Below are 21,064 nucleotides of genomic sequence, written 5' to 3'. Positions count from 1 at the left end.
TCGTTTGAGGATGAACGACGGTTTTTCGGGTCCTGAGGGATTGGGATGGGTCAGATGACAAGGTTCTGGACCGTTGCCGTCGCGAGCGCATTGGTGCTGCCGGCGGGTATCACGCAAGCTACCGTCAGCGGGCAGATTCAGGCGCGGCTGACGCTCATCGCCGGTTGCGAGGTGACCAATGGTGCCGACACCAGCAGCCCGGTCAGCGATTTCGGCACGCTGGATTTCGGCCAGCACGGCCCGACCTGGGACAACCCGATCAAGGCCCGCGTCAGTGATGAGGCCAGTGGCACGCTGAACGTGGCCTGCAACCCCTCGGTCACCGGTTTCACCGTCACCATCGATGGCGGCACCCATGGCGACGGCACCACGCGCCGCCTGAGCAATGGCCGCCAGACCATTGCCTATCAACTGTTCTTCGATGCCTCCGGCAACCAGAGCTACAGCATCGGCCAACAACACAATTTCGCTGTCACCAGTGGGGCGCAGATACCGATTCCGGTATTCGGCTCGGTGGTGGCCAATACTCGCGCGCTCCCGGCCGGTGTCTACTCCGACACCTTGACGGTGACGCTCGACTGGTAACCCCGTAGAGGACGGACACCATGCGTACGTTTGCATCAAGGATAGGTTTGTCGCTGCTTGGCCTGACGCTGGCGTCCGGCGTCCAGGCGGCCACCACCGTCACCGGCCAGATCAACTCGAGCCTGATCCTGATCAGCAGTTGCCAGGTCAACGGTTCCGGCGGTTCTACCGGTCTGAACTTCGGCGCCTTGAACTTCGGCACGGCCAACAGTTTGTTCACCACCGCCACCGGACAAGTGTTGGGCGGTGGCGGCGGGGCGCTGTCGATTCTTTGCTCCGCCGGCACCACGCCGACGGTCAAGGTGCGGGCTGGCGCCCATGACGGGCAGTCGGCGGGAGGCACGCGGGCGCTGTTCGACGGTGTCGCCAACTATGTGCCCTACGACCTGTACACCGACGCCGGACACTCGCAGCTGCTGGCCATCGACGGGGTGATCAACCTCGCCCCCAGCACCGGCGTGGCGCAGACCGTGAATATCTACGGGCAGGCGCTGGGCAAGGCCGGGCTGCCGGCGGGGACTTACACCGACACCATTTCCGTCGAGCTGACGTTCTAGGGCCATGTATCGAACGGGCTGTGCGTTGCTGTTGCTGATGTGTGCGGGCAGCGCGCCGCTGCCGTTGTCGGCGGCCACCAGCCAGAGCTTCCAGGTCAGCGCCACGATCATCCCCGGTTGCCTGGTGGTCGGCGGGGTGTCGAATTACGGCAGCCTGAATTTCGGCAGCCGCTCGGCGCTGGCCACAGGCACCGTGCAGGTGGCGCTGACCGGGGGCGTGCAGTTGCAATGCACGCCGGGCGTGACGCTGAACATGAGCGTCGATGGCGGACAGTACAACAGCGGCGGACGGCACATGCAGCTCAGCACCGGCAGCAACCGCGTGGCCTACCAGTTGTTTAGCGATGCGGCGTTCAGCCAGAGCCTGGGGATTGGGCAAAGCGTGGCGGTGGCCTACAGCGATGCGAACAACATCAGCCTGCCGATTTACGGTCAGGTGCAATTACCCGGCAATCAGCCTGGGGGGACATACACCGATGTGCTGCAGGTGCAGCTGTCGTGGTAGCGCAACGAGCCGCTTAAGGAGTCAATCCATGTTTTCACTTTCGCAACGACCCTCGGTCGTCGGCCGCATGCTGTTGGCACTGTTGTGGCTGGGGGCGGCCAAGGCGCAGGCCGCCAGCTCGGTGCTGATTTGGCCGATCGATCCGGTGCTGGAGGCCGATCAACAAGCCAGTGCCCTGTGGTTGGAAAACCGCGGCAGCGAGACGGCGAACCTGCAAATTCGTGTATTTGCCTGGAGCCAGAGTGGCTTCAGCGATCAGTACAAGAACCAGCGCGATGTGATCGGCAGCCCGCCGGTGGCGAAGATCGAACCGGGTCAGAAACAACTGGTGCGCCTGACCCGCACCAAGGAAATCCCGCCGGGGCAGGAGTTGGCCTACCGCATCATCATCGACGAGATTCCCTCGGCGAAACCTGCGGTGGTGGACGATGGCAAAACCGCGGCGGCGATTCGTTTCCAGATGCGCTATTCGGTGCCGCTGTTCGCCTACGGGGCAGGCCTGTGGAGCAAGGAAGACACCACCCGTCGGCGCGATCCGAAAGGGGTGGGCCTGCCGGATCTGAGCTGGCGCACGGTGGCGGTGGACGGACGTCCCTTTGTCGAGGTGCGCAACCAGGGCGCGGTGCATGCGCGGCTGACCGATGTTTCGCTCAAGCAGGGCGGCCAGGCCAAACCGCTGGTGGAAGGATTGTTGGGGTATGTGTTGCCCGGCGCCGTGATGCGTTGGCCCGCGCCCGGCCCGGTGGCTGGCGACCCGGCGTTGCAGGTACGGGTCAATGGCGCGCCACAGGTGCAGAGCATCACGCCGGTCCGCTGAGTCCAGCAGGGCTGCATTGTTCATTGTGGCGAGGGGATTTATCCCCGTTGGGCTGCGAAGCAGTCCTGAATTCATCAGCGCGGTGCGTCAGACAAACCTCTGCGCATGTGTTTGGGGCTGCTTCGCAGCCCAACGCTCACCACAGGGAGTTTTTTACCTAAGGTGATGCAAGGGAGGACAAGGTCCATAGACGGACAAAAAGCGGTAATGAGCCAGGGCTGGGCTCGCAGTTTGCAGCGTCCGTTGCGGGTCGTTGGCTGTGTGTGTTGCCTGGCATTGGTTCATCACGCGAAGGCCGGTGACCTGCCGCCTCCGCCCAGTGGCATGGAGGCGGTGGCCGATGCGCAGTTGTTCCTGGAGTTGGTGGTCAACCAGATGAATACCGGACGGATCGTGGCGGTCGAGCAGCGCCACGGGCAGTTCTTCGTGCCTGCCAGCGTCTTGCGTGAAACCGGCATGAAACTGCCGGAGCACATCGGTGCCGAAGTCGGCCTCGACAGCCTGCCAGGTCTGCACAGCGAGTACGACAGCAACGCCCAGCGCCTGCTGCTGGATGTTCCGCCCGATTGGCTGCCCGAGCAGTTTGTCGGCCGCCGCGAGGCCTACCCGCGTACCCCGGCCCTGAGCAGTTTCGGTGCATTGTTCAACTATGACCTGTACCTCAACGACACCGATGATGCCGGCACCTACCTGGCGGCGTGGAACGAAGTGCGGCTGTTCGACAGCTGGGGCACGCTGTCCAACACCGGGCAGTATCGCCGTACGATGTCCGGGGATGGGGTCAGCACGCTGAACAATGGCTACCTGCGTTACGACACCACCTGGCGATACTCCGATGATGATCGTCTGCTGACCTACGAAGCCGGCGACCTGGTCAGCGGCGCCTTGCCCTGGAGCAATTCGGTGCGCTTGGGCGGGGTGCAACTGTCCCGTGATTTCGGTGTACGCCCGGACCTGGTGACGTACCCCTTGCCGCAGTTCGCCGGTGAAGCGGCCGTGCCGTCCTCGGTGGATCTGTTTATCAACGGCTACAAATCCAGCAGCGCCGATCTGCAGCCCGGCCCTTATACGCTCACCAATGTTCCGTTCATCAACGGTGCCGGCGAAGCCGTGGTGGTCACCACCGACGCACTGGGGCGACAGGTGTCGACCACGGTGCCGTTCTATGTCACCAGCAGTTTGCTGCAAAAAGGCCTGTCGGACTTTTCCGTGGCGGCCGGCACCTTGCGCCAGGAATACGGCTTGCAGGATTTCAGTTATGGCCCCGGTGTCACGTCCGGCAGCCTGCGCTATGGCCTGAGCGATCACTTCACCCTGGAAAGCCACGCCGAGGCCTCGGATGCCCTGAGCCTTGGCGGCATCGGTGGCAACATGCGCCTGGGCAATTTCGGCGTGCTCAACAGCGCCGTCAGCCAAAGTCGTTTCGACGGAGAAAGCGGTCAGCAACTGAGCCTGGGGTATCAGTACAGCAGCCAGCGCTACAGCTTCTCCTGGCAGCGTTTGCAACGACGTGATCAATATGCCGACTTGACGGTGGTCGACAGTCCGTACACCACCCTCAGCCAGCGCAGCGAACAAGCGACCCTGAGCGTCAACCTCAACACTTGGGGCAGTCTGGGCCTCGGGTATTTCGACGTGCGCGCGGCGGACGATTCGCGCACCCGCCTGCTCAACCTGACCTGGAGCAAACCCCTGTGGCACAACAGCAGTTTTTACCTGTCGGCCAACCGCGAGATCGGTGACAGCAACTGGGCCGTACAGGCACAACTGGTGATTCCGTTCGACTTGCGCGGCAGCCTGGCCGTCAGCAGTGAGCGCAGCAAGACCGGACAGACCCAGCAGCGGGTCAACTACAGCCGGGCTGTACCGACCGAGGGCGGGGTGGGTTTCAACCTGGGTTATGCCAGTGGAGACGGGCCGGATTATCGCCAGGCCGACCTGACCTGGCGCCTGCAATCGGTGCAATTGCAGGCCGGTGTCTACGGCACCAGCGACGCTGAAACCCGCTGGGCCGACGCCAGTGGATCGCTGGTGTGGATGGACCGCCAGGTATTCGCTGCCAATCGCATCGACGACGCCTTTGTGGTGGTCAGCACCGATGGCTACGCCGACATTCCCGTGCGCTACGAAAACCAGCAGGTCGGTCAGACGGATAAGAACGGCCACCTGCTGGTGCCCTGGAGCAGTGCTTACTACCGTGGCAAATACGAAATCGATCCGCTGAACCTGCCGGCCAATGTGCGCAGTCCGACCGTCGAACAGCGCATCGCGGTACGCCGCGGCAGCGGTTACTTGCTGGAATTTCCGTTGAGCCGGGTGGTGGCCGCGAGCATCGAGCTGGTGGATGCCCGGCAACAGGATCTGCCGCTGGGCAGCGGTGTTGTGCACGCGCAAAGCGGCACGCAAACCGTGGTGGGTTGGGACGGTCTGGTGTACCTGGAAAACCTGCAGCAGCAGAACGATCTGCAGGTGACCCTGGTCGATGGCAAAACCTGTCACGTGCAGTTCGCCGTCGATGTGAATCAGGATCAGGTCCCGCTGATCGGACCGTTGGTGTGCCGATGAAGTGGCTGATGCTGTTGGCGTTTTGGCTGCCGGGTTGGGCATGGGCCTTGTGCTCGGTGGTCAGCACCACGCCAGCAGGCTTCGGCTCGCTGAGTTCGATTGCCGTGCGCACCACGTCGCAACCCAGCTCCACGTTGAACGGCGGGTTGAGCTGCACCGGCTCGTTGCTGACCTTGCTCAGCAGCAACGATCATTTCTGGGCCACCGTCACTTCGACCCAAAGCGGTTTGCGCGGGCCCACCGGCGACGTCATCGGCTACACGATCTACGCCAACAACAGCACCAGTTTTCCGCTGACTCGCGGTACCGCTTACGACTTCGCGCGCAACGGCATCATCGATGCGCTGGGTTTGCTCAACGGCACGGTGCCCAAAACCGTACCGCTGTATTTCGCCACCACGATTGGCAGCAACGTCGCCGCCGGGGTGTACAGCGAAACCCTGAGCATTTTCTGGAACTGGAATTACTGTTCGGGGATCGGCGTCGGCAATGTTTGTTTGGGACGCGATATCAACAGCGGCACCACGACACTGACGATCAACCTGACCGTGGCCAACGACTGCACCATCACTGCACCGAACATTGCCTTTGGGAGCGCGCCGGTGATCAGCGCGTTTACCCCGGTCACTGGCCAGACCATCAATCTGGCGTGCACCAAGGGCAGTGCCTACACCGTTGGCTTGAGCGATGGCCAGAATCCCGTCAGTGTCGGCGGGCGGCGGCGGATGGTGTCCGGCGGTAATTATCTGGCCTATGACATTTTCAAAAGTGCCGGTACGACGCGTTGGGGCAGTGTGGGCAGTGCACGCCGCGCCAGTTCGGATGCCGAGGTCAATCCGGGAAATGGGTTGGGTACAGGCAGTCAGGTGTTCAATTACAACGCGAAGATCTATACCGATCAGACCACGCCACCGGCGGGGACTTACCTGGACAACGTGGTGCTGGATGTGGGGTTCTGAGGCTTGTGGTCCCCTGTAGGAGCGAGCCTGCTCGCGAAAAATGTCCGGGCAACGCGTTCATTCAGACAGGGCGCGTTATCGTTGACGTCCATCGCGAGCAGGCTCGCTCCTACAGGGGATTGATGTTGTTGCGAAAATGACTTATCGCTCGATACTGCGGTTCCACCGCGCATTCCACTCGGGACGCTGTTCGTTGACCTGGTCCCAATCCACCGCTATCGCCGTCTCCAGGTACTGCTTCATTGCCTCGACCTGGCCACGGGTGCGGTCGGTGGTCGGGGTGTTCGGGTTGGACGGGATCTGGTCGCCATCTTCAAGGGCAGTGGCCTGGGCTTGCGGCGTCAGCAGGAAGGCGGCGAGCTTTTGCGCCAGCTCCGGTTGGGTGTTGTTGGCGATAGCGCATTCGGCGACGTTGAGCACCACGGCGCCTTCTTTGGGTTGGGCGTATTCCACTGGCATGCCCTTGAGTTTCAGCGCGGTGACCTGGGTCGGCGTCAGTGGAAACAGCGCCGCTTCGTCGGTCTGGAGCATTTCGGAAATCTTCGCCGAACTTGGAATGTACTCCAGCACGTTACGTCCCACGCTGTTCGGCCAGGCCTTGAACCCCGGATCGACGTTGGTTTCGCTGCCGCCCTGAATCCGGTTGAACATCAGGAAACCATGCAGGCCGAAGGTGGAGGAGGCCATCGACTGGAACACCACCTTGTCCTTGAAACGCGGGTCGGCCATGTCCATCCAGGAGGTCGGCGCGTTCCAGCCTTTTTCCTTGAACAGGCGGGTGTTGTAGGCCAATCCGGTCACGCCCAGGCTGACGGCCACTGCCTGATCCTTGATCCGCCCCTTGGCCGGTATCTGCGCCAGGGTCGGGTTCTCTTCGAGCTTGTCGCACAGGCCCATGCCGATAGCGCGATACATGATGCCGTCGTCGAGGAACATCACGTGCATCTGCGGGTTGCCCTTGCTGGCCTGGACCTTGGCCAGGATATCGGCGGAGGTGCCGGGCACGATCACCACTTTGACGTTGTTGGCCTTCTCGAAGGCTGGCAGCACCTTGTCGGCGTAGAGCCGTTCCATGGTCCCGCCGTTCATGCCCAGGTACAGCGTCGGCTCGGCATGGGCCTGGGTGACGGCGAGCAGGGCGCTCATGCAGGACAAACCGAGCAGAGCAGTGCGTTTGACGTTATTCATTGGCGCGACCTTCCTCTATCAAGCTACGGAGATGGAGTGAAACCGGGTGATGGAAAACGCATCCAGCGGCGTCGTTGACGCGCCGCTGCAGATGATTTCGGTGAGCGCCTGGCCCACCGCCGGACCGATCTGAAAGCCGGCGCCGGCAAAGCCGAACGCATGCAACAGCCCCGGCTGGGTACGGCTGTGGCCGATCACCGGTTGGCGATCAGGCAGATAACCTTCGGTGCCGCTCCAGGTCCGAATTGCCTGGGCACCTTCCAAAAACGGGTAGAGCTCGACGGCCTGGCGCAGGATTTCCAGCACCGCGCCTTGGCCGGGGCGGGCGCGGGCGTCGTCGAGGGCAAAGCCCTGGCCGCCGCCCAATACGCAATTACCCCGCGCGACCTGACGGGCGTAGATGCCGCCACCTTCGACGCCGGTGCTGGCATCCATCACCAGTGGCAGCGGTTCGGTGACCAGCATCGCCGGGTGACCGGAATGCATCGGCACCGGTTCGCCGAATTGCGCGGCGAGGGTGCCGGCCCAGGCGCCGGCGCAGTTCAGCAACCAGGGCGCGCGCAGCTCCAGGCCGGTTTGCGTACGCACGCGAAAGCGTTGGCCGTCGTGCTCCACCGCCGTCACTGTGCACTGTTCATGCACTTGCACACCGTGGTGCCGGGCCGCACGGGCAAACGCCGGTGACACCAATCTCGGATTGGCGTGACCATCATCCGGGCAATACGAGGCACCCACGGCCACCTCACCGACCCACGGAAAACGTGCGCGCAGCTCGGTGCGATCGAGCACCTGCAAGTCAAGACCGAAGCCCTGGCTGCTATCGGCATACGCCTGCAAGGCATGCAGGTCGCTGAGGCTACGGGCGAGCTTAAGGTGACCGCTGCGCTGGTACTCGCCGTCGATGCCGATCAATTGCGGCAGCTGTCCCCAGATGGCGTGGGAGCGTTGCGACAGTGGCAATTGCGACAGTGGTCGACCCTGACGGCGCACGCCACCGTAGTTCACGCCACTGGAGTGCGAACCGCAAAAATCCCGCTCCAGCAGCACCACGCAGCGACCGGCCTTGCCGAGAAACAGCGCCGCCGAAGCGCCGACGATGCCGCCGCCAATGATCACTGCGTCGACTTCGATCATGCTTCGATCTCCAGACCAAAAGGCAGCGGTTTGATCGGGGCCTGGGCCCGCAGCCGGCCAATCTCGGAAACGGCGCGCTGACTCTGGCAGGCAATAATTTCCGCGGCTGCGGCGCCGCACATACGACCCTGGCAGCGACCCATGCCGACCCGGCAATGAGCCTTGACCCGATTGATTTCCCAATGGCCCTCGCGCACCACTTGGCGAATGTCGCCGGCGCGGACTTCTTCGCAGCGGCAGATCATCACCTCATCGGCAATTGCTGCGGCCCATTTTTCGGGAAAGGCAAAAGCGCGCTCCAGCCCTTGACGGAAATCTCCGATGTGTTCGAGGGCCTGTTCCAACTGGTCGGAGCGCTGGTGCGGGATCAGGTAGCCGATGTCTTCAAGCAACGCCAATGCAGCACGCTCTCCGGCCATTTCCGCCGCATCGGCACCCATGATCCCGGCACCGTCACCGGCCAGGTAGACTTCTTCGACACTGCTGCGCCCGGTGCGGTCCCTTTGAGGCAACCAGGCGCGGTTGAGCGGGTTCCAGGCGAATTCGCATCCGAGCAGGTCGGCGAGTTGGGTTTCGCTGCGCAGGCCGTGGGCGAAGGCGACGGCATCGCAGTCCAGTCGATGTTCGCCTTTCGCGTCGGACCAGATCAGCGCTTGTGCGCGTTGTTCACCCTCGACGCGTTTCAAGGATGCGCCCTGATGCACCGGGATACCGTGGGCGGTCAGCCAGCCCCTGTAATAGATGCCCTTGGCCAGCGTGGCCGGTTGTGAGAGCAGGCCGGGCAGGGCACGGGCCTGGGCGCTAAAAGGCGAGCTGTCGAGCACCGCGACCACCTTCGCCCCGGCCTTGGCGTACTGATAAGCCACCAGATACAGCAACGGACCCGTGCCGGCGAACACCACGCGTTCGCCGATGGCGCAGCCCTGGAATTTCAGGGCGATTTGCGCCGCGCCAAGGCTGTAGACGCCGGGCAGGGTCCAGCCTGGCATTGGGAGAATTCGGTCGGTGGCGCCGGTTGCGACGATCACCCGGGAAAATTCCAGCCGCGCGGCACGCCCGTCGTGCAAGGTGTCGAGGGCACCTTCCTCGGCGTTCCACACCAAGGTGTCGGGACGGTAATCGAGTTGTTCGCGCAGCGTGTCGATGGTTTGGTGCAGGGCCTTGGCCTTGCGCGCTTCGAAGCCATACAGCTTGACCGGCGAACGCTTGAAATGGGTCGGTTGGCGCCGATAAATCTGCCCGCCACCGCGTGCGGCCTCATCCAGCAACACCGGGCGAACACCCTGTGCCACCAGCGTCTGCGCTGCACGAATACCGGCCGGACCGGCGCCGATGATGACGACAGGTTTCATGCGCACCTCATTTGTGAACGATGCTGGACCCCTGTGGGAGCGGGCTTGCTCGCGAAGACGGTGGTACAGGCAACATCAATGGTGACTCTAAGACCGCTTTCGCGAGCAAGCCCGCTCCCACAGTAGACAAGGGATGGCCGCAGTATTTGTGTCCGACGCATAACCCCTGTAGGAGCTGGCTTGCCAGCGATGAGGGCAGCAGATTCACCATTGAAGTTGGCTGACAGTCCGCTATCGCTGGCAAGCCAGCTCCCACAGTAGACAGGGGATGGCCGCAGTATTTGTGTCCGACGCTTAACCCCTGTGGGAGCTGGCTTGCCAGCGATGAGGGCAGCAGATTCACCGTTGAAGTTGGCTGACAGTCCGCTATCGCTGGCAAGCCCGCTCCCACAGTAGACAGGGGATGGCCGCAGTATTTGTGTCCGACGCTTAACCCCTGTAGGAGCTGGCTTGCCAGCGATGAGGACAGCAGATTCACCATTGAAGTTGGCTGACAGTCCGCTATCGCTGGCAAGCCCGCTCCCACAGTAGACAAGGGATGGCCGCAGTATTTGTGTCCGACGCATAACCCCTGTGGGAGCTGGCTTGCCAGCGATGAGGGCAGCAGATTCACCGTTGAAGTTGGCTGACAGTCCGTTATCGCTGGCAAGCCAGCTCCCACAGTAGATAGGGGATGGCCGCAGTATTTGTGTCCGACGCATAACCCCTGTAGGAGCTGGCTTGCCAGCGATGAGGGCAGCAGATTCACCATTGAAGTTGGCTGACAGTCCGCTATCGCTGGCAAGCCAGCTTCCACAGTAGACAGGGGATGGCCGCAGTATTTGTGTCCGACGCATAACCCCTGTAGGAGCTGGCTTGCCAGCGATGAGGGCAGCAGATTCACCATTGAAGTTGGCTGACAGTCCGCTGTCGCTGGCAAGCCCGCTCCCACAGGGGAAGGAGGTTCTGCAGGTGGAATGTGCGTTCATATCGTTCGCCCCGGCTCGCGGCTGATCTGTTGTCCGGCCTCGAGTAAGGTGGCGCAGGCGCGTACGCGGCGGCCGTCGCCCAGGCGCACCCAGCAGTCCTGGCAGGCGCCCATCAGGCAGAAACCGGCGCGGGGCTCGGCGCTGAAATCGCTACCGCGCAGGTGGTCGCTCGAGGTCAGCACCGCCGTCAACACGGTGTCGCCCAGCAGGCCCCTGGCCGGTTGGCCGTCGAGGGTAAAGTCCAGGGCCGGGCGGTCGCCTTCGGCCAGTCGTTTCAGCAGAGCCATGGCGCCCTCATTGTTTGCCCACCAGAACCCGATCCAGGCCATAGACCCGATCGAGCAGAATCATGGTCAGCGCGGTCAGCGCGATCACCAGAGCCGACACCGCCGCCATCATCGGATCGATGGATTCGGTGGCGTACACGTACATGCGCACCGGCAGGGTTTGCGTGGCCGGCGAGGTGACGAAAATCGATAGCGTGACCTCGTCGAAGCTGTTGATGAACGCCAACAACCAGCCACCGGCCACCCCCGGCAGGATCATCGGCAGAGTGATCTGGCGGAACAGCGTAAAGCGCCCGGCCCCCAGGGACTGCGCGGCGTGTTCAGCGCTGCGGTCCAGGCCGATGGCCGAGGCCAGTACCAGGCGTAACACATAGGGAGTGATCACCAGCACGTGAGCGAAGATCAGCCAGGCGAAGCTGCCGTTGACACCCATCAAGGCGAACAGGCGCAGCAATGCCACCCCCAGCACCAGGTGCGGAATGATGATCGGCGACAGAAACAACCCGTTGAAAAAGTCCCGGCCGGGGAATTCGAAACGGGTGATCGCCAGCGCCGCCGGCACCGCAATCAAGGTGGCCAGCGAGGCCGCGCTGAACGCCAGGATCAGGCTGTTGTAGAACGCATCGACAAAGTCGGCACGCTCGAACACGGCGCGGAACCAGCGCAGGGAAAAATCGCTGGTGGGCAGGCTCAGGGTGTTCTCCGGGGTGAAGGCCACCAGGCACACCACCACCAGCGGCGCGAGCATGAACAGCACCACCAGAGCATGAAACAGCAGGGCGAAAGGACCGTTCCTGGACATGACGAATTATCCCAATGACTTCTTGTAGCGGCCTTCGATCATGCGGTTCCAGGACAGCATGATCAGCAGGTTGATGAGCAGCAGGGCGACGGCGATGGCGGCACCCATGGGCCAGTTGAGCTCCGACAGGTACTGGTCATAGATCAACGTGGCGACCATCTTCAGGCGACGCCCGCCGAGCAGGCCGGGAATGGCGAAGGAGCTGGCGGCGAGGCCGAAGACGATCAGGGTGCCGGAGAGAATCCCGGGCATGACCTGGGGCAGCACCACTTGGCGAATCACCGTGAACTGGCTGGCGCCCAGCGACAACGCCGCCTGCTCGGCGGCCGGATCGAGCTTCTGCAACGAGGTCCAGACCGGAATGATCATGAACGGCAGCATCACGTGGACCAGCGCGATCACCACGGCGAACGGCGTATACAACAGCTTCATCGGCGAGCCGCCGAGGGCTTGCAGGACCTGATTGACCAGGCCGTCGGCACCCAGTAGCAGGCTCCAGCCGAAGGCGCGCACCACCACCGAAATCAGCAACGGAGTGAGGATCAGGATCAGGAAGATCGAGCGCCACGGCGTACCCATGCGGCTGAGGATGTAGGCCTCGGGCACGCCGATCAGCACGCAGAGCAGAGTGGTCAGCGCGCTGATCCACAGGGTGCGCAGGAAGATTTCGTAGAAGTACGGATCGCCCAGCAAGCTGCCGTAATGTTCGGCGGTATAGGCATCGGCATTGATGCCCGAACCGTAGTCGAAGACGTTGAACGACAGCACCAAAGTCAGCAACAGCGGGATCACCAGCAGGCTGACGTACAGCGCCAGGGCCGGTGCTGACAGCCAGTAACCCTGGTGTGCCTGGCGGATGGCGGCGAGGGTGCTCATGCTGTCACCTCGTCCACACTCAACACTCGCAACAGCGCCGTGTCCCAATCCAGGCCCACCGCCGTGCCCTCGTGCAGCGGGGCCGAACCGTCGTTGCGGCGCACCACGCACAACTCGCCCAAGGTCGTCGACACGCCGTACAGCCATTGGCTGCCGAGGAAGAAGCGGCTGCTGACTTTGCCCTGCACGCGTCCGTGGCCGGCCTCACGCAGATCGATTTTTTCCGGGCGCAGGCTCAGGGTCAGCTCACCGGCACCGTAGGTGCAGACCTGAACCACACCGTTCGCGTCGCGTTCACCGGGCAGCAGATTGGCCTTGCCGACGAAGCCGGAAATGAACTCGGTGCGCGGGTGTTCGTAGAGGGTGTAGGGCGCGTCGATCTGGGTGATGCGTCCGGCCTGCATCACCACCACGCGGTCGCTGATCGACAGGGCTTCTGACTGGTCGTGGGTGACCATCAGCGTGGTGATGCCCACTTCGCGCTGAATGCGGCGGATCTCGAATTGCATCTCTTCGCGCAGGTTAGCGTCGAGGTTGGACAGTGGTTCGTCGAGTAGCAGCACCGGCGGCTGGATCACCAGCGCGCGGGCCAGGGCAACGCGCTGGCGCTGGCCACCGGACAGTTCCCGTGGGTAGCGCTCGGCGTGCTGGTGCAGGCGCACCAGTTTCAGGACCCGATCCACACGCTGCTGGATGTCGGCGTTCGGCACCTTGCGCATGCGCAGGCCGAAGGCGACGTTGTCCTTGACGGTCATGTGCGGGAACAGTGCATAGCTCTGGAACACCACGCCCAGGCCTCGACTGGCGGGTTTGGCGTGGGTGATGTCGCGACCGTCCAGCACGATGTGCCCGCTGGTGACTTCGACGAAGCCGGCGATCATTTGCAGGGTGGTGGTCTTGCCACATCCGGAGGGACCGAGCAGGGAAACGAACTCGCCTTTCTCGACCGAAAGGTCGGTGGCGACCACGGCGTCGATTTCACCGTAGCGTTTGCCAAGTTTTTGAAGTTGCAAAAAAGCCATGACTGCGCCTCCACCTGAGATTGTTATGCGCAGCCTTTGGGCGCGCTTTTTTGTATGGGCAGATACGAAAAAATGTTGGCGGGGTGCGTTGGCGCTCGACTTGAGTCGGCTGCCGCTGTTGTTTGAATCGCCCCTGTCTGGACGCAGATTAGGACGAAGACTAGGATGGGCTCAATGGCCAATTTCACTGAATCGATGACTATTTTCAGTTTCATTCGCTGAGTAAATTAATTACTGAGAAAACCCATGTCAGATTCCATTGAGCGGAATGAAAGCAAAAATGAAGTCGGTGTCGGTGCCGTCTCAAGGTTGTTTGCGGTGTTGCGAGCGCTGGGCGACACGGTCGAGGGCGGTGAGCGGGTGACACAACTGGCGCAACAGATCGGTTTGTCGCAACCGACCACCCACCGTTTACTGCGCAACCTGATGGAAGAAGGCATGGTCGAGCAGGATGCGCGTAGCAAACGCTATCGCCTGAGCCTGGATTTTTTCGCCCTGGCTGCCCGGGCAGGCAATAGCGGCAATCTGCGCGAACTGGTGCGCCCGTCACTGCTGCGACTGTCGGCGTCGCTGGGCGATTCTCTGTTTCTACTGGCGCGCAGCGGCTTCGATGCGATCTGTCTGGACCGTAGCGAAGGGCCGTTTCCGATCCGCACCTTTACCGGTGACATTGGCGGGCGGGTGGCGCTGGGTGTGGGCCAGGGCAGTCTGGCGATCCTGGCGTTCCTGCCGGAGGAAGAGCGCGACACGGTGATCCACTACAACCTGCCGCGGCTCAAGGATTTCCATCTGTATGACGAGGTGTTCCTGCGTTCGGAAGTGGAGAACGTGCGCAAGCTCGGTTACGCGGGACGCAACACCGGGGTGTTGCAGGGCATGGCCGGGGTAGCGGTGCCGATTCTCGATCGCGAGGGACGGGCGGTGGCGGCGTTGAGCGTGGCGACCGTGACCGATCGCCTGGACCCGGATCGCTTGCCGACGGTGGTGGAGATGCTCAAGCGCGAAGCGGCGTTGATCGGGCCAAGGATTAATCCGTTCGATCCGTTGTTGCGGCGGCCTTCGCAGGTGTTTGGGCAGGGTTGAAAGGATCGCAGCCTGCGGCAGCTCCTACAGGGGCATGTGTATATCTGTAGGAGCTGCCGCAGGCTGCGATCTTTTGATCTTTTAGAAACGCACGGTCTGCCTGAGCATCTGCGCCGCCGGGGTATCCGTCGGGCTGACCATCGCATAGTTGTAGCCGCCCCCCGACCAGTACTCGGCCTGCAACCCGCCATCGCTGCGACTGCCCCTGGGCAGCATGAAGTTTTTCGGCCCCGGTGGGCGCACGTAGAAGCTGATCTTGTGCCCGCCCCGATCCTCGTACACCACCATCGCCGCCGGCCCCTGTTCGGTGCTGAGCAAGCGCCCGCTCACCGGTTTGAAGCCGGCGCCGGCGAGATCGGGTAAGCGGTTGGCCTGGGTGAAGTAGCGGTCGAGCCAGCTTTGCATGTCGCCGCCATCGCTGGCCTTGTAGTCGGCGGGCAAGATGCCTTGCTCGGCAATCAAACGGTAGGCCTGCATGGCATCGGCCATCGGTTGTGCAGTGCTGAGGAGGGTCATTTCCCGGGCTTTCCAGCCGCTGAACCCGCCGATGCTGACGGCGATCAGCAGCACCGCGGCACTGGCCAGGTGACGCCGGGACTGGCGTTTGAGGCGCTGGCGGATCACGGCAGGATCGAGGTCCGGATTGGCCGGTTGTTGCAAGGTGCCGCTCAGGGCCGCGCGCAGTAGCTGGGCGTCCTGTTGCCAGGCCCGTACTTGTGCAGCTGTGTCCGGATTGCTGGCGAGAAAGGTTTCCACGCGCTGTCGGTCGCCCTCGCTGAGTTGGTGATCGACGTAAGCGTGCAAATCGCGCTCGCTGGGGGGCATGCTGATCATTTGAGTCTCCGCAGGGCAGGGCGGGTGATTTCGCCATCGCTGAGTTGGCGCAGGGCTTGGCGGGCCCGGGACAGGCGGGACATCACTGTGCCGGTGGGTACGTCGAGAATCTCGGCGACCTCTTTATAACTCAGGCCTTCCACCGACACCCACAGCAGCAGCGCGCGCTGTTCGGTGGGCAGCCGATCGAAGGCATCGAGGGTCGATTGGGCGATCACGGTGCGTTCCACCGAAGGCTGTGCATCATCGCGTCCGGTAAAGAATTCGAGCATCCGCGCATAGCGTCGGGAGCGGCGGTGAGCGTCGAGAAACTGCCGATACAGAATCGCGAACAACCAGGCGCGCAAGTCGCCTTCGGGGCGCTTGTCGCCCCAACTCGACAGCGCACGCTCAAGGCACGACTGCACCAGATCGTCGGCGCTGCTGGCATTGCGCGTCAGCGACACGGCAAACCGGCGCAATCTGGGAATGATTTCTCTGAGTTGTTCGTCGATGTCGTTCATGAAGTGCTGGTCAGTTACTACGCTATGAACCAGGAAGACGCTTGGCGTGGGAGGTTATTCCACCCCCGGAAAAATAAACACCGCGCCAGGGAATAAACCGTTGTGCGGTGCGTCTGCCTGATTCTTCTCACTTTGTGGCCGATGGCCCTGGAGTCTTTCATGGTAGATCGATCATCACCGCCACCCTTGAGTGCTGCCAGTCTGATCGTGCGTCTGGCGGGCATCGCCGTGGTCGTCGCCGCCGTGGCCGGGGCGTTTGCCTACGTCAACGGCACCCTCGACCCACAGCGGTTGACCCCGAAAAAACTGATCAACGTGTTGGAAACCAACAACGGCGTGCACCCTGGATTCCGGCGTAATCACGCCAAGGGCGTGTGCGTGATCGGCCATTTCGAGAGCAGTGGCGAGGCGCGCAGTTATTCCACTGCGCAGGTCTTCAATGAAGCACGCACGCCGGTGGTCGGCCGCTTGGCGTTGCCGCCGGGCAATCCCTACGCGCCGGATAGCGCTGTACCGATCCGCAGTATGGCGTTGCGTTTCACCCAGGCCAACGGCCAACAGTGGCGAACCGGGATGAACAGCATGCCGGTGTTCCCGGTGGGCACGCCCGAGGCGTTCTATCAGTTGCAGCAGGCGCAGTCGCCGCTGCCCGCGACCGGCAAACCGGACCCGGCAGCTGTGCCGGCATTCTTCGGTTCACACCCGGAAGCCGGGCCGTTCCTGGCTTGGGTCAAAACCGCGAAACCTTCAGCCAGTTACGTGACGGAAACCTATAACAGCGTCAACGCGTTTTACCTGGTCAACGCCACCGGGCAAAAGCAGGCGGTGCGCTGGAACATGGTGCCGCAGGCTAAGGATGCGCCGGGGGCGACCGCACCAGAGGGTGCAGACTTCCTCGAGAAGGACCTGGTACAGCGTATCGGCGCCGGCCCATTGCGCTGGCAGTTGATGATCACCCTGGCCAACCCCGGTGACCCGGTCAACGACGCCAGCAAGGCCTGGCCCGAAGGGCGCAAGGTGCTGAACGCCGGCACCCTGGTGCTGGAAAGCATCCAGCCGCAACTCAGTGGAGAGTGCCGCGATATCAACTACGACCCGCTGGTGTTGCCCGCCGGCATCGAGGGTTCCGACGATCCATTGCTGGCCGCGCGTTCCGCCGCCTACGCCACGTCTTACCTGCGTCGCACCAGCGAAGTCAGCCAGTTACCCGCCGCCAAACAGGAGGCCAAGCAATGAGCGCCCATCCGAACCATTTCGCTCCTTTGGCGCGCCTGCTGCACTGGCTGATGGCGCTGATGATCATCGCTATGTTGTTCATCGGCGCGGGCATGGTTGCTTCGGTTTCCGAGCGTCATGAATGGCTGATCCACCTGCACAAGCCTTTGGGCGTGGCGATTCTGTTGTTGGTGATCGTGCGTCTTGTGGTGCGTTTCTCCACGCAACAGCCGCCGTTACCTGCCGATCTGCCGGGTTGGCAGGCGCTGGCAGCCAAGGCTTCCCATGTACTGCTGTATGCCTTAATGCTGATTTTGCCATTGTTGGGTTGGGCGATGATTTCTGCGTCCGGTGAACCGGTGATGATCAGCAGTTCGTTGCAACTGCCCTCGATTGTGTCGGCGAACGCTCAGGTATTCGCGTTCCTGCGCAAGGCCCATGGGTATCTGGCGTATTTGCTGTTCTTGACGGTGCTGCTGCATTTGGCGGCGGCGTTGTTCCATGGTTGGGTGCGCCGAGATGGCGTGCTGGACAGCATGTTGCGGGGCAAGGATCGCGGTTAATCGTGGCCTGAACAACAAAAGATCGCAGCCTGCGGCAGCTCCTACAGGTGTACATCTGTAGGAGCTGCCGCAGGCTGCGATCTTTTGATCTAAAGGGTGATCATCGCAAGCTGTCGACCATCTCGGCAACCGTGGTCAACACATCCTTGCCCAACTGCTTGGAACGCTTGCCCGACCAGCCAGTCTCCGCGTTCGGATGATCGTCGTGATCCTTGAACGGCATTTCCAGGGTCAGGGACAGGCAGTCGTACTTCTGGCCCACGGCGTTGCAGGCCAGGGTCATGTTGGCCTGGCCCGGTTCGTCGCGGGTGTAGCCGTACTTGGTCTGGAAGTCCTTGGTGGTTTTCTTCAGGTGGTTGCGAAAGTGCTCTTCGAGTTTTTCGATCCGAGGCGTGTAGCCCGGATTGCCTTCGCAAGCGGCGGTGAAGACGTGGGGGATTTCTTCATCACCGTGGGCATCGATGAACATGTCGACGCCGTACTTTTCCATCTGCTGTTGGACGAAAAACACTTCCGGGCTGATTTCCGGACTGGCGTTCTGCCAGGCGCGGTTCAGGTCCTGGCCCATGGCGTTGGTGCGCAGGTGTCCGTGGAAGGCGCCGTCCGGGTTCATGTTCGGCACCAGGTACAGGTCGGCGCTGGCCAGCAATTTATTGAGCACTGGGTCGTCGTGGTGTTCCAGGCGCTCGATCACGCCTTCCATGAACCACTCGGCCATATGTTCGCCCGGATGTTGCTGGGCAATGATCCACACTTTGCGCTGGCCTTCGGCCCCCGTGCCTTTGCGCAACAGCTGAATGTCACGACCTTCGATGCTCTTGCCGGTGGCCAGCAGTTCGGCGCCGGCCTTGGTCAGCGCCTGCTCGATCAGCCAGTCGTGGCGACCACGGCTGTAGGGTTCGAAGTAGGCGAACCAGGCGTGGGTCTGCTCGGCTTCAAGGCAAAAGCGCAAGCAGTCGCCTTCGAAAATGGTCGGGACCTGGAACCAGTTGACGTGATCGTAAGAAGCCCGGGCCTGATAACCCGTCCAGGCTTTGTTGTAGGAAGACTGGCTGGCATTGGTCAGGCGAAACCAGTGCTCCTGGCCAACGTGCAGGCCGCTGGCCTTGAAGTGGAACCATTGAAAGTGGGCGCTTTTGGTATCGGGACGAATGGCCAGCAAGGGTTTGAGCGGGTCGCTGACATCGATCACCTGGATGTTGCCGCTGTCGAAATTGGCAGTGATGTCGAGAGTTTTAGCCACGGTCAGGGTTCCTGATCAAGATTTTTATGGCGGCTACTGTACACGCATGAGCAGGGGGTTAGGAGCGCAGAAAAACGCTTCACCGTCCTGGTGCGAATTTGATCCGCTGCTCACGCTTTGCCGCAAAGTTCACTGTCACAGCATAGCGATCAGTCGTGTGACCACCCGCATTCTTTTGTAGCGCTCTGGTGACAGCCTGGGGCAACCCAAAAGCTGCCCTTGATGCGCCGCGGGCACGCGGTGATGGTTGCCTGTGACCTGACTCGTTATGGCCGTGGACAAATCATCCAGCGCGATCCTGAAACCGGTGTGCTTTATGGAGGGACAGAGCCGCGGACGGAATCGTCTATCGCGGTGTATTGAGCTTGTAGGAGCGAGCCTGCTCGCGATGGTCGTTAACGATAACGCTGGGTGCCTGATGCCCCGTGGCGTTCAGGGGTTCATCGCGAGCAAGCTCGCTCCTACAGTGCAGACAAGGGGGCGTCCTCCTTGACGCGTAGGCAGATTAGAGATTATGCGATTGATTCTCAAGTGCTATCTGCCATTGGTTTGCCTTTATGACCAACGGCTTCTCTTGCCAACAAATATTCTTTTGATATCATCCGCGCCATCGAATTTGCGGCACCCAAAGACTTCATTAGCCTGAAGCTATAAGCCAGAAAACTGGCAAAAAAAGACCCGGCAAAAAGCCGGGTCAAAAACCGTGATTAGCCTGATGAGGAGATAGTCCAGGAGACCGACCTAAGGTCCCTTGGTCCATCGACTGATCTCGCGACCAGCTGATGCAATAATAATCATTCTCGTTTGCAAGTCAAACGATTTTACCTGCGCGATTGGAAAATTCATTTCCAGTCCGTTATTCGCATCCCGCTCTAACCGTGCGGATGCCTCTCCAGTGAACAGTCCACCATGGCTTTGGCCATGTCGATCATATGCACCGTCGAAAACGCCAGATTCCGGCTCGAGCCCTGCAAGTGGTTGGCTGACTCGATGGCCGTGGCGGCCGCACAACGCAGCAGGTCCGAGGCATGGACCAGCGCTTCCTCGCAGCTGATGTTACGGTTCACATCAAAGAAACGCGTCTCGACCCCTTCCTCTGGATCAGCCGGCTTCAAGTAATAGTCCAGTGCGCGCTGGGCGGCGGCCGAGCCCTGGGGGGAGGTGAGTGAGGTGTCGATTTGTATATCAGGCAGTTCGTTGGCGGGGTGGGTCATGATGGTGGCAAGCTCCGTGACAGGTTCAGATCCGTGAGTTCATGCTAGTACGATCTGTATTTATTGCATTAAATGAAATACTACAATTTGTGTTTTGATGGCCGGAGTCCACCACGTATCGTGCCGCACATGGATAAATGGATTGAATTGGTCAAGGCCAAGATGAGTGAACTCAAAATCACTCAAGAGATACTCGCCGACCGCCTCGGGATGTCCCAGGGGGGCGTGGGCCACTGGCTCAATAAACGTCGTGAGCCGGGTATCGACGACATGAATCGCGTGCTGAAAGCGCTGGGCATGGACTTTCTCGAGGTGGCGCTGGTGATCCGCGAGCCGGTGGACTCACAGGACGATGAGGTTTCCCTGGCGCAAAAGTACAACCCGTATTTTCGCTACCCGGTCAGTGATTGGCGGGAAACCTGTGAGGTGCGCGATGGTGAGCAAGGGCAGTATCGTTTCGAACTGTCCGACTATCACGCTCAGGGGGCGGCCTTCTGGCTGACGGTCACCGGCGATGCGATGACCGCACCCATTGGCCTGAGTATCGCCGAGGGCATGTTGATCCTGGTGGATCCGGACGTGGAGGCGGTGCCAGGCAAACTGGTTATCGCGCAATGGCCGGACAGCAGCGAAGCGGTTTTTCGCAAGTTGATCGAAGAGGGCGGGCAGCGTTACCTGGTCCCGCTCAATCCGACTTATCCGAAAGCCCTGTACACCGAGCAATGCCGAATCATCGGCGTGGTGGTTCAGGCGACAGCCAAATTCTGATCAGATCGGTCCTGGCAGCGCGTA

Annotated in this window: 21 protein-coding genes and 1 pseudogene; 11 read left to right on the top strand and 11 right to left on the bottom strand. The window is 61.7% G+C overall.

Translation table 11 applies throughout. The features are described 5' to 3' along the window. Positions 1-54: 54 nt before the first annotated feature. From ABTV22_RS19275 to ABTV22_RS19250, 6 genes are all read left to right on the top strand, one after another. Positions 55-585: a Csu type fimbrial protein gene (locus ABTV22_RS19275; protein WP_433736089.1), complete on the top strand. Its 531-nt coding sequence runs from the start codon at positions 55-57 to the stop codon at positions 583-585. A gap of 20 nt (positions 586-605) precedes the next feature. After that, complete coding sequence (locus ABTV22_RS19270) at positions 606-1,142, top strand: Csu type fimbrial protein (protein ID WP_433736088.1); 537 nt, start codon at positions 606-608, stop codon at positions 1,140-1,142. 4 nt (positions 1,143-1,146) lie between these two features. Beyond that, positions 1,147-1,647 carry a Csu type fimbrial protein gene (locus ABTV22_RS19265; RefSeq protein WP_433736087.1) on the top strand — a complete coding sequence of 167 codons (501 nt, stop codon included), beginning with the start codon at positions 1,147-1,149 and terminating at the stop codon, positions 1,645-1,647. 28 nt (positions 1,648-1,675) lie between these two features. Continuing rightward, the gene (locus ABTV22_RS19260) at positions 1,676-2,464 is read left to right on the top strand and encodes a fimbrial biogenesis chaperone (protein WP_433736086.1); all 789 of its coding nucleotides are present in this window, start codon (positions 1,676-1,678) and stop codon (positions 2,462-2,464) included. Between the two features lie 207 nt (positions 2,465-2,671). Further along, on the top strand, positions 2,672-5,029 hold the full coding sequence (locus tag ABTV22_RS19255; protein WP_433736085.1) for a fimbria/pilus outer membrane usher protein: 2,358 nt from the start codon (positions 2,672-2,674) through the stop codon (positions 5,027-5,029). After that, positions 5,026-5,988 (top strand): Csu type fimbrial protein, encoded by a 963-nt coding sequence (locus tag ABTV22_RS19250; protein WP_433736084.1) that lies wholly within the window; start codon positions 5,026-5,028, stop codon positions 5,986-5,988. The genes ABTV22_RS19255 and ABTV22_RS19250 overlap by 4 nt, the downstream gene beginning before the upstream one ends. A gap of 141 nt (positions 5,989-6,129) precedes the next feature. Here the strand turns inward: ABTV22_RS19250 and ABTV22_RS19245 are convergent, their stop codons facing one another. From ABTV22_RS19245 to ABTV22_RS19215, 7 genes are all read right to left on the bottom strand, one after another. Then, the gene (locus ABTV22_RS19245; protein WP_433736083.1) at positions 6,130-7,176 is read right to left on the bottom strand and encodes an ABC transporter substrate-binding protein; all 1,047 of its coding nucleotides are present in this window, start codon (positions 7,174-7,176) and stop codon (positions 6,130-6,132) included. A gap of 18 nt (positions 7,177-7,194) precedes the next feature. Then, positions 7,195-8,310: an NAD(P)/FAD-dependent oxidoreductase gene (locus ABTV22_RS19240; RefSeq protein WP_433736082.1), complete on the bottom strand. Its 1,116-nt coding sequence runs from the start codon at positions 8,308-8,310 to the stop codon at positions 7,195-7,197. Continuing rightward, positions 8,307-9,662, bottom strand: a complete 1,356-nt coding sequence (locus ABTV22_RS19235; RefSeq protein ID WP_433736081.1) for an FAD-dependent oxidoreductase — start codon at positions 9,660-9,662, stop codon at positions 8,307-8,309. The genes ABTV22_RS19240 and ABTV22_RS19235 overlap by 4 nt, the downstream gene beginning before the upstream one ends. A 964-nt stretch (positions 9,663-10,626) precedes the next feature. Beyond that, a complete protein-coding gene (locus ABTV22_RS19230; RefSeq protein ID WP_433736080.1) occupies positions 10,627-10,917 on the bottom strand; it encodes a (2Fe-2S)-binding protein in 291 nt (96 codons plus the stop codon). A gap of 7 nt (positions 10,918-10,924) precedes the next feature. After that, positions 10,925-11,719 (bottom strand): ABC transporter permease, encoded by a 795-nt coding sequence (locus tag ABTV22_RS19225; RefSeq protein WP_096510076.1) that lies wholly within the window; start codon positions 11,717-11,719, stop codon positions 10,925-10,927. Positions 11,720-11,725: 6 nt separating this feature from the next. Next, positions 11,726-12,595: an ABC transporter permease gene (locus tag ABTV22_RS19220; protein WP_433736079.1), complete on the bottom strand. Its 870-nt coding sequence runs from the start codon at positions 12,593-12,595 to the stop codon at positions 11,726-11,728. Beyond that, positions 12,592-13,617 (bottom strand): ABC transporter ATP-binding protein, encoded by a 1,026-nt coding sequence (locus tag ABTV22_RS19215; protein ID WP_433736078.1) that lies wholly within the window; start codon positions 13,615-13,617, stop codon positions 12,592-12,594. The genes ABTV22_RS19220 and ABTV22_RS19215 overlap by 4 nt, the downstream gene beginning before the upstream one ends. A gap of 246 nt (positions 13,618-13,863) precedes the next feature. On the opposite strand from ABTV22_RS19215, the gene ABTV22_RS19210 reads away from it, so the two are divergent. Next, positions 13,864-14,700 (top strand): IclR family transcriptional regulator, encoded by an 837-nt coding sequence (locus ABTV22_RS19210; RefSeq protein WP_433736077.1) that lies wholly within the window; start codon positions 13,864-13,866, stop codon positions 14,698-14,700. An 81-nt stretch (positions 14,701-14,781) separates the two neighbouring features. On the opposite strand, the gene ABTV22_RS19205 is transcribed toward ABTV22_RS19210, so the two are convergent. Then, positions 14,782-15,534 (bottom strand): anti-sigma factor family protein, encoded by a 753-nt coding sequence (locus ABTV22_RS19205; protein WP_433736076.1) that lies wholly within the window; start codon positions 15,532-15,534, stop codon positions 14,782-14,784. Further along, positions 15,531-16,037, bottom strand: a complete 507-nt coding sequence (locus ABTV22_RS19200) for a sigma-70 family RNA polymerase sigma factor (protein ID WP_433736075.1) — start codon at positions 16,035-16,037, stop codon at positions 15,531-15,533. Before ABTV22_RS19200 ends, ABTV22_RS19205 begins: the two co-directional genes overlap by 4 nt. A gap of 159 nt (positions 16,038-16,196) precedes the next feature. Between ABTV22_RS19200 and ABTV22_RS19195 the strand changes: the two genes are divergently transcribed. Together ABTV22_RS19195 and ABTV22_RS19190 are read left to right on the top strand one after the other, a co-directional pair. Continuing rightward, positions 16,197-17,273, top strand: coding sequence for a catalase family peroxidase (locus ABTV22_RS19195; protein ID WP_433736074.1), 1,077 nt, complete (start codon positions 16,197-16,199; stop codon positions 17,271-17,273). Next, the gene (locus ABTV22_RS19190) at positions 17,270-17,815 is read left to right on the top strand and encodes a cytochrome b (RefSeq protein WP_433736073.1); all 546 of its coding nucleotides are present in this window, start codon (positions 17,270-17,272) and stop codon (positions 17,813-17,815) included. Before ABTV22_RS19195 ends, ABTV22_RS19190 begins: the two co-directional genes overlap by 4 nt. A gap of 100 nt (positions 17,816-17,915) precedes the next feature. On the opposite strand, the gene ABTV22_RS19185 is transcribed toward ABTV22_RS19190, so the two are convergent. Continuing rightward, a complete protein-coding gene (locus ABTV22_RS19185; protein ID WP_433741452.1) occupies positions 17,916-19,064 on the bottom strand; it encodes a M14 family metallopeptidase in 1,149 nt (382 codons plus the stop codon). Between the two features lie 213 nt (positions 19,065-19,277). On the opposite strand from ABTV22_RS19185, the pseudogene ABTV22_RS19180 reads away from it, so the two are divergent. Next, positions 19,278-19,421, top strand: a pseudogene (locus ABTV22_RS19180) (hypothetical protein); the annotation flags it as partial. Positions 19,422-19,930: 509 nt separating this feature from the next. Here ABTV22_RS19180 and ABTV22_RS19175 read toward each other — a convergent pair. Continuing rightward, positions 19,931-20,272, bottom strand: a complete 342-nt coding sequence (locus ABTV22_RS19175; protein WP_433736072.1) for a DUF6124 family protein — start codon at positions 20,270-20,272, stop codon at positions 19,931-19,933. Between the two features lie 129 nt (positions 20,273-20,401). On the opposite strand from ABTV22_RS19175, the gene ABTV22_RS19170 reads away from it, so the two are divergent. Then, positions 20,402-21,040, top strand: a complete 639-nt coding sequence (locus ABTV22_RS19170; RefSeq protein ID WP_433736071.1) for a LexA family protein — start codon at positions 20,402-20,404, stop codon at positions 21,038-21,040. Positions 21,041-21,064 lie beyond the last annotated feature (24 nt).

The organism is Pseudomonas putida (genome assembly GCF_050990305.1).
Classification (GTDB): Bacteria; Pseudomonadota; Gammaproteobacteria; order Pseudomonadales; family Pseudomonadaceae; genus Aquipseudomonas; species Aquipseudomonas putida_AH.
Note: the sequence above shows the minus strand (reverse complement) of the source record. Positions and strands in the feature narration are given on the sequence as shown.

Coding starts and splice junctions, on each gene's coding strand:
- ABTV22_RS19275 (WP_433736089.1), top strand. CDS start 55: ATGACAAGGTTCTGGACCGTTGCCGTCGCGAGCGCATTGGTGCTGCCG.
- ABTV22_RS19270 (WP_433736088.1), top strand. CDS start 606: ATGCGTACGTTTGCATCAAGGATAGGTTTGTCGCTGCTTGGCCTGACG.
- ABTV22_RS19265 (WP_433736087.1), top strand. CDS start 1,147: ATGTATCGAACGGGCTGTGCGTTGCTGTTGCTGATGTGTGCGGGCAGC.
- ABTV22_RS19260 (WP_433736086.1), top strand. CDS start 1,676: ATGTTTTCACTTTCGCAACGACCCTCGGTCGTCGGCCGCATGCTGTTG.
- ABTV22_RS19255 (WP_433736085.1), top strand. CDS start 2,672: ATGAGCCAGGGCTGGGCTCGCAGTTTGCAGCGTCCGTTGCGGGTCGTT.
- ABTV22_RS19250 (WP_433736084.1), top strand. CDS start 5,026: ATGAAGTGGCTGATGCTGTTGGCGTTTTGGCTGCCGGGTTGGGCATGG.
- ABTV22_RS19245 (WP_433736083.1), bottom strand. CDS start 7,176: ATGAATAACGTCAAACGCACTGCTCTGCTCGGTTTGTCCTGCATGAGC.
- ABTV22_RS19240 (WP_433736082.1), bottom strand. CDS start 8,310: ATGATCGAAGTCGACGCAGTGATCATTGGCGGCGGCATCGTCGGCGCT.
- ABTV22_RS19235 (WP_433736081.1), bottom strand. CDS start 9,662: ATGAAACCTGTCGTCATCATCGGCGCCGGTCCGGCCGGTATTCGTGCA.
- ABTV22_RS19230 (WP_433736080.1), bottom strand. CDS start 10,917: ATGGCTCTGCTGAAACGACTGGCCGAAGGCGACCGCCCGGCCCTGGAC.
- ABTV22_RS19225 (WP_096510076.1), bottom strand. CDS start 11,719: ATGTCCAGGAACGGTCCTTTCGCCCTGCTGTTTCATGCTCTGGTGGTG.
- ABTV22_RS19220 (WP_433736079.1), bottom strand. CDS start 12,595: ATGAGCACCCTCGCCGCCATCCGCCAGGCACACCAGGGTTACTGGCTG.
- ABTV22_RS19215 (WP_433736078.1), bottom strand. CDS start 13,617: ATGGCTTTTTTGCAACTTCAAAAACTTGGCAAACGCTACGGTGAAATC.
- ABTV22_RS19210 (WP_433736077.1), top strand. CDS start 13,864: ATGTCAGATTCCATTGAGCGGAATGAAAGCAAAAATGAAGTCGGTGTC.
- ABTV22_RS19205 (WP_433736076.1), bottom strand. CDS start 15,534: ATGATCAGCATGCCCCCCAGCGAGCGCGATTTGCACGCTTACGTCGAT.
- ABTV22_RS19200 (WP_433736075.1), bottom strand. CDS start 16,037: ATGAACGACATCGACGAACAACTCAGAGAAATCATTCCCAGATTGCGC.
- ABTV22_RS19195 (WP_433736074.1), top strand. CDS start 16,197: ATGGTAGATCGATCATCACCGCCACCCTTGAGTGCTGCCAGTCTGATC.
- ABTV22_RS19190 (WP_433736073.1), top strand. CDS start 17,270: ATGAGCGCCCATCCGAACCATTTCGCTCCTTTGGCGCGCCTGCTGCAC.
- ABTV22_RS19175 (WP_433736072.1), bottom strand. CDS start 20,272: ATGACCCACCCCGCCAACGAACTGCCTGATATACAAATCGACACCTCA.
- ABTV22_RS19170 (WP_433736071.1), top strand. CDS start 20,402: ATGGATAAATGGATTGAATTGGTCAAGGCCAAGATGAGTGAACTCAAA.